This window comes from Arenibacter arenosicollis (assembly GCF_014397245.1).
Lineage (GTDB): Bacteria > Bacteroidota > Bacteroidia > Flavobacteriales > Flavobacteriaceae > Arenibacter > Arenibacter arenosicollis.
Genome location: NZ_JACLHY010000039.1, coordinates 20,313 through 27,173, shown reverse-complemented (window position 1 = coordinate 27,173; position 6,861 = coordinate 20,313). Strand labels below are relative to the sequence as shown.

Here is a 6,861-nt window from a genome sequence, read left to right as displayed (position 1 = left end):
CCTTGGGGAAGGGCATTTTGGGCCTAACCCTGGAATGCGCCAAATGCCATGACCATAAATACGATCAGTTGTCCCAGAAGAATTATTTTGAAATCTATTCCTTTTTCAACAATGTGGATGAAAAAGGATTGCAGAAGACCGCTGGTGACGCTTTTAGAAAGGAGTATTTTGCGGATGCCCCCTTTATGACCATTACCGATAAGGAGACCGTTGGGGTCCTGTCCTTTATCAATAAGGCTGAAGGGAAAGATGTCAATGTCATGGTCATGAACGATTCACTGCCCAGAACCACTTACATTTTCGATCGTGGGGAGTATGACAGCCCTGGGGAGGAAGTGTCGCCCAATGCACCTGAATTCATCCTGCCATTTTCCGAAAAACTTCCAAAGAACAGATTGGGATTGGCCCAATGGATAACCGATGAGAACAATCCATTGACCTCGAGGGTCTTCGTGAACAGGATCTGGGGGATGTTGTTCGGGAGCGGACTTGTGGTTACCTCGGAGGATTTCGGGGTACAGGGAAGCCTGCCCTCCCATCCACAATTGTTGGATTGGTTGGCAAAGGATTTTATGGAGCACGATTGGGACATTAAATATCTGTTGAAGAAGATAATGCTCTCTGCCACCTACCAGCAAAGTTCCATAGCCACGGAGGAGTCCAAAAAGGCGGACCCCGACAACAAGTGGCTTTCCAGGGCCCCAAGATTTAGGATGAGCGGGGAGATCATCCGGGATTATGTTCTGGCCACCAGCGGGCTGTTGAACAAGGAAATTGGTGGACCCAGTGTAAAGCCCTATCAGCCCCCGGGGCTATGGGAGGAGACCACGGCCGGAACCAACAGAGGAGGATTAACCAGTTATGTTCAGGACGAGGGCGATAAACTGTACAGACGTTCTTTGTATACCTTGTGGAAAAGGACTCTGCCACCGCCCAGTATGTCGATTTTTGATGCGCCCAACAGGGATATCTGTGAAGTAAGGAGACAGAAGACCAATACCCCCTTACAGGCACTGGCACTTCAAAATGATGTTCAAATGTTGGAGGCTGCACGGGTATTGGCGGAAAATACCATTGCAGAAACCAAAGATTCGCAACAATGGGTTACCGCTGTATTCCAACGCATTTTGGTCAGGAACCCCAAGGAGGAAGAAAAAAAGGTCTTGGAGGAATACTATACCGATGCCCTGGACAATTTCCTGAACAACAAGGAAAATGCCGAAAAATTGATTGCCCAAGGCGAATATAAGAGGTTGGATACCGATCCGGCAAAGACAGCTGCGCTGATGTTAACGGCCCAGGTGATATACAATCTTGATGAAACTATTACCAAGGAGTGATTATTATTTACCGATTAGGTTTAAAGTAAGTTCATTTCACTATAACTGACAATTCTAATGGGCCTCAATTTTGAAATTTCATTGTCAATTTAGCTATTCAATTATATAAAAATGTTTTTTGAATTATCTTGGATTCTCTGTCAAGATTATTAATTCCTTATTTTAACAAATATTTCCATCATTAATACGCTTGTGTGGTTATGTATGTTGTGTTTAAAAAAGGTTCTTAAGGACCTCCAAAACATCATATTAACTGAATTCCAATCCGAATTATAAAGGAGGTTATAGGAAGTGCATAGTTAAATTAAATTCCCAAAGTGAGATACAAATGTTATATTAATTCATGTATGTATATACATATGAACATGTATTTTGTTATATTTGAATATTAAATATTGAATTTTTCAAAATGAAAAGAAAAACGAATCAATATATTATTCCGGTTAAGAAGAAGAAAAATAAACATAAAACTTATGATATCTTGCCAGTACACCCTGTGTTCGATGGTGTAATTGGTCTAGGCTATGAAAATTTGGCTATAAAGTTGGCCAATGAGAATACAATTATATTGGATGGTTATATTGGTGTTGATTGGGAAGAAGTTATTTCATCGCTTGTAACTTCTTTGGAACATTTGGGACGTTCAGTATGTGTCTATGATATAAAGGAATGTCTAAAATCGGAGCAGGATATAGAAAAAATGGTTCAGCCTTATTTAGGTGGAGATGATCCTATCTTCGGGCGCAAAACCAATTTGAGGTTGCACGAATATTTTGATTTAAATAAGATTGGTGTCATTAAGCAGAAAGAAGAAACTGATATATGGATTGTATACGGTACCGGTTCTAGTCTTTGTAATGTTAAAGGTTGCCTGGTTTATTTTGATTTGCCTAAAAATGAATTACAATTTAGAATGAGGGCTAAGAAGGTGCGTAATTTAGGAACTAATGCTTTTAAGGATGATAAACAAGTATACAAGCATTTCTATTTCATAGATTGGCCGATTCTTAATGAAGAAAAAAGGAAATTATTGCCAAAAATATCCTGGATTGTGGATCAGCAAAGGCCTGGAGAACCCACTTGGATGGAAGGTTCTGCATTGCATTCTAGTTTATCAAAAATGTCCCAATCCTGTTTTAGAGTAAGACCATGGTTTGAACCAGGGGTTTGGGGAGGACAGTGGATGAAGGAACATTTTATGGGGTTAAATCAAGATGTTCCCAATTATGCCTGGTCCTTTGAGATGATAGTACCTGAAAATGGACTTTTGTTTGAGGATAATGGTAATTTATTGGAAGTGTCATTCGATATGTTGATGTTTCAGGAGAACCAAAACGTTTTGGGTAAGGCGGCCAATAGGTTTAAGTTTGAATTTCCAATAAGATTTGATTTTCTCGATACTTTTCAAGGGGGAAATTTATCTGTTCAATGTCATCCCAAGCCAGATTATATAAAAAGGGAATTTGGAGAAAATTTTACTCAGGATGAAACTTATTATATACTTGATGCAGGTAAGGAGGCTAATGTTTATTTGGGGTTTCAAGAAGGGATTGATCCTAAGAAATTCAAACAAGATTTAGAATATTCTTATGAGACCAAAGAAGTTTTGGATGTAGAAAAATATGTGATGAAACTCCCTGCAAAAAAACATGATCTATATTTAATTCCTCACGGTACTGTACATTGTTCCGGCATCAACAATATGATTTTGGAAATTAGTGCCACCCCATATATTTTCACTTTTAAAATGTACGATTGGCAGCGTTTGGATTTGGATGGTAATCCCAGACCATTAAATATAGATCATGCCTTTAATAATTTAGATTTCAGTAGAAAGGGAAGCGTTGTTAAAGAGACCTTGGTGTCTAAGCCACGAGTCATTGAATTTGGAAATTCATGGAAGAAAGTTCATTTGCCTACACATAAAGATCATTTTTATGACATTTATAGATATGAATTCAACAAAGATGTGCTTATTGAAAATTTAGGTCAGTGCCATATATTGATGCTTGTTGAAGGGAGTAGTATTGACCTAGAAATTGAAGGTGCAGTTCGAGAATTCCATTATGCTGAAACATTTGCCATACCTGCCGCCACTGGTAATTATAAATTAATAAATAAAGGGGGCGTCAAGGCTAAGGTAATAGTCGCCTTCGTAAAGGATGAAGAATGTTAAGTTATAAATCAATTATATATGAGAACCATATTCAGACTATTCAATAACAAATATGTGCTGAGTTCGACCTTAAACGGAAAAGAGTTGTCAAACTTTTGGGTTACAGTTAGGGAGTTGTTGAAGGGAGGTATTTTAATATTGGAAATGGGCCCTAATCTTAATGTAAATTGGGGATTGGGAAGTATGACTCTTTCTAATCTAGATGTTAAAAATACATTCAATGAGAATAAATAAATACTGTATTTTATTTATGACAGTGTATGTTGGTATATGCACGGCTCAATATAGAGATAATAAATTGGCCAATAAGGTCATTGCTAATGAAGAATTTGTTCAAGTTAAAAATAAAGCACTGGAAGTGGTTAAGACGGGTTTCAATGCTGGCGACGGCTATGGAGAAGTTTGGATTAGGGATTACAATACTTTTATTGAGTTATCTGCCGAAGTTTTTGAGGCTAAGGAATTAGAGGAGAACTTATTGGTGTTCTTTAGGCTGCAAGGTGCCGATGGAAACATCATAGATGGATTTATACCTAAAGAAAAAGCAGTGAAAACGGATGGGGGCTATCAATACATTTATAGCGATTTGGAATCAAACTATTGCGGACACAAAAATACAGTAGAAACCGATCATGAAAGTTCCTTGGTGCAAGCCGTCTTTAAGTATTTGAAGAAGACAGGCAATAAAAACTTCCTAAGTACAAAGGTTGGCACAGAAACCGTAGCGGTACGGATGGAAAAAGCAATGCAATTTCTGCTGGATTATCGATGGGCCACTGAATTTGGTCTTATTTATGGTGCCACTACGGCAGATTGGGGCGACGTACAGCACACACATCCCTGGGGTGTGTATATTACGGACGATACCAAATATTGTGTTGATATTTATGATAATGCCATGATGGTGATTGCCCTTGACAATCTAATGGAGATGGTACGGGAGGCCAAGACCAAGTGGCAGCCTATAAGGAATAAATTGGCAAAAAATATTAAGAGGGTTTTATGGGATGACAAAAATCAGAAATTCATTCCACACGTATATTTGGATGGCTCTCCTTACCCTGATAATTTTAACGAGAATGCTATTTATTATCATGGGGGTACAGCAGTGGCAATTGAAGCAGGATTGTTGAGTAAAGCACAAATAAAAACTTCTTTGGATAAAATGATTGCTAACGTAAAAGCTTCTGGGGCTGGGTCAATTGGACTTACCTTGTACCCCCCTTATCCTGAATGGGCGTTTGAAAACAAGGGGATGTATCCTTACGGATATCAAAATGGGGGCGATTGGACTTGGTTTGGCGGCCGAATGATTCAGCAATTGGTCAAATATGGTTTTGTAAAGGAAGCTTACGAGCAATTACTGCCGATGACCGATCGTGTTGTAAAAAACAATGGATTTTATGAATGGTATACCATTGACAATAGACCGGAGGGTTCAGGAACATTCAGGGGGTCCGCTGGTGTACTGTATAATGCTATTGAGTTAATGGAGGAATGGGCAGAAAAGCACAAGTAATACGGATCTTAAGATTTATCTTTGGTTTAAATTATTATATATTAGGGAATTTATTAACCTAAACGAAAGCCGAGATACATATGGATTTTAAATTGGATCAAAATAGCGCCGTCCCGCTTCATGCCCAAATAGAGGAGTATTTAAGAGGTCTTATTGTTAAGAAAGAATATAAAATTGGGAAAAAGTTCTTACCAAAGGAGGTGACTTTATCCAAAAAATTGGGGGTTTCAAGGAATACCATCCGTCAGGCTATCAACAAATTGGTGCACGAAGGATTAATAGAGCGCAAAAAGGGGGTGGGTACAAAGGTAGTGACCAAAAAAATATCGACCCGTTTAGATAATTGGATCAGCTTTACCAAAGAAATGAGGAACCAGGGTATTGAAGTCGTAAACTATTTGGTTAAAATTGGACTGGTATCCGTGGAAGATGAAGTATATGAAGCTTTGGGGGTAGGGAAGACTAAAAAAATATGGAAACTAGAAAAAATACGAGGTTCTAAAGAAGCCAAATATTTGTATTCAGTATCTTATTTTCATCCAAGAGTGGGGATTACCGGAGATGAGAACTTTGTAACCCCCTTGTATGAACTATTGGCAAAGGAACATGATACAATAGTTTCTACCTCAAAGGAAAAGCTAAGGGCTGTTAAGGCCGATAGCAAGATTGTTGAAATGCTGGACGTTGGGAAAGATGTGGCAATTTTAAAACGGGAAAGATTAGTCTTGGATATTGGGGATAGGCCTGTGGAATACAATATAGTGTATTATCACACTGATTATTTTACATATGATATAGATATCAAGAGGGAGCTCTAGTAATTTCTGATTGAATTTTTTTTATCAAATTAATATGTGCAAACATTGGAACATAAAGAACGACATTTATGGCTGAGCTGAAGGTAATTGGAGTGGACATTGGAGGCAGTCATATTACAAGTTCAATTGTGGACTTGAATCTACTTAATTTGATTGAAGGCAGTACCTTTTCGGTTAAAGTTGATAATAAGGCATCCAAAGATAATATTCTCAAGTGCTGGAGTATGGCTGTGAATCAATCTATAGAATACATGGATGTTCATGATGAGATTAGAATTGGTTTCGCAATGCCAGGTCCATTTAATTATAAAAAGGGTCTGGGCATGTTCATAGGAAATAACCAAAAATATGAAAGTTTAAACGGGGTTTCTATACCGGCTGAATTGTCGAAATACCTTCATGCGGATAAAATGGATTTTAGATTCTTGAATGACGCTACTGCCTTTGGGGTGGGGGTTGCCTCCATGGGCAAAGCCAAAGACTATAGCAAGGTGGTCGCCATTACATTGGGCACGGGGTTTGGTTCTGCATTTCTACAGGATGGTGTGCCACAAGTTACAGTGGACAATGTGCCTAAAGGAGGATTTATGTGGGACAAACCATATAAGTTAGGCTTGGGCGATGATTACTTTTCCACACGATGGTGTGTTAAAAGATATAAGGAGATAACGGGAGAGGAGACAATAGGTGTAAAAGAAATAGCTGAGGCTAACAATGATTCATCCCGAAAGGTTTTTCTTGAATTCGGTTCAAATATGGCAGAATTTATGTTGCCTTTTCTTATAAAATATCAACCCGACCTTATTATTCTTGGAGGCAATGTTTCTAAGGCCAGTGCACTTTTTCTCCCAGCTTTGAAAAACAAGATCAAAGATACCGGATTACAAGTTGATTTTGAAATATCGGATGTATTGGAAGAAGCGGCCATTATAGGGAGTGCCAAATTATATGATTCCTATTTCTGGGAACAATTAAAAAACACGATTTATTAGGTAAATGATATATACA

General features: G+C 38.3%; 6 protein-coding genes. All 6 read left to right on the top strand.

The features are described 5' to 3' along the window. A partial coding sequence (locus H4O18_RS21255) for a DUF1553 domain-containing protein (RefSeq protein ID WP_187588440.1) occupies window positions 1–1,340 on the top strand: 1,340 nt, incomplete at its 5' end. Between the two features lie 409 nt (window positions 1,341–1,749). After that, window positions 1,750–3,516 (top strand): class I mannose-6-phosphate isomerase, encoded by a 1,767-nt coding sequence (locus tag H4O18_RS21250; RefSeq protein WP_187588438.1) that lies wholly within the window; start codon window positions 1,750–1,752, stop codon window positions 3,514–3,516. An 18-nt stretch (window positions 3,517–3,534) separates the two neighbouring features. Further along, window positions 3,535–3,750: a hypothetical protein gene (locus H4O18_RS21245; RefSeq protein ID WP_187588436.1), complete on the top strand. Its 216-nt coding sequence runs from the start codon at window positions 3,535–3,537 to the stop codon at window positions 3,748–3,750. Further along, window positions 3,737–5,035: a glucosidase family protein gene (locus H4O18_RS21240; RefSeq protein ID WP_222942494.1), complete on the top strand. Its 1,299-nt coding sequence runs from the start codon at window positions 3,737–3,739 to the stop codon at window positions 5,033–5,035. Before H4O18_RS21245 ends, H4O18_RS21240 begins: the two co-directional genes overlap by 14 nt. Window positions 5,036–5,115: 80 nt before the next feature. Continuing rightward, window positions 5,116–5,853: a GntR family transcriptional regulator gene (locus tag H4O18_RS21235; protein ID WP_187588434.1), complete on the top strand. Its 738-nt coding sequence runs from the start codon at window positions 5,116–5,118 to the stop codon at window positions 5,851–5,853. A 68-nt stretch (window positions 5,854–5,921) separates the two neighbouring features. Then, window positions 5,922–6,845, top strand: a complete 924-nt coding sequence (locus H4O18_RS21230; protein WP_187588432.1) for an ROK family protein — start codon at window positions 5,922–5,924, stop codon at window positions 6,843–6,845. The last annotated feature ends 16 nt before the right edge of the window (window positions 6,846–6,861 follow it).

What these genes read in the sequence shown, in the direction of transcription:
- H4O18_RS21250 (WP_187588438.1), top strand. Translation starts at nt 1,750, where the DNA reads ATGAAAAGAAAAACGAATCAATATATTATTCCGGTTAAGAAGAAGAAA.
- H4O18_RS21245 (WP_187588436.1), top strand. Translation starts at nt 3,535, where the DNA reads ATGAGAACCATATTCAGACTATTCAATAACAAATATGTGCTGAGTTCG.
- H4O18_RS21240 (WP_222942494.1), top strand. Translation starts at nt 3,737, where the DNA reads ATGAGAATAAATAAATACTGTATTTTATTTATGACAGTGTATGTTGGT.
- H4O18_RS21235 (WP_187588434.1), top strand. Translation starts at nt 5,116, where the DNA reads ATGGATTTTAAATTGGATCAAAATAGCGCCGTCCCGCTTCATGCCCAA.
- H4O18_RS21230 (WP_187588432.1), top strand. Translation starts at nt 5,922, where the DNA reads ATGGCTGAGCTGAAGGTAATTGGAGTGGACATTGGAGGCAGTCATATT.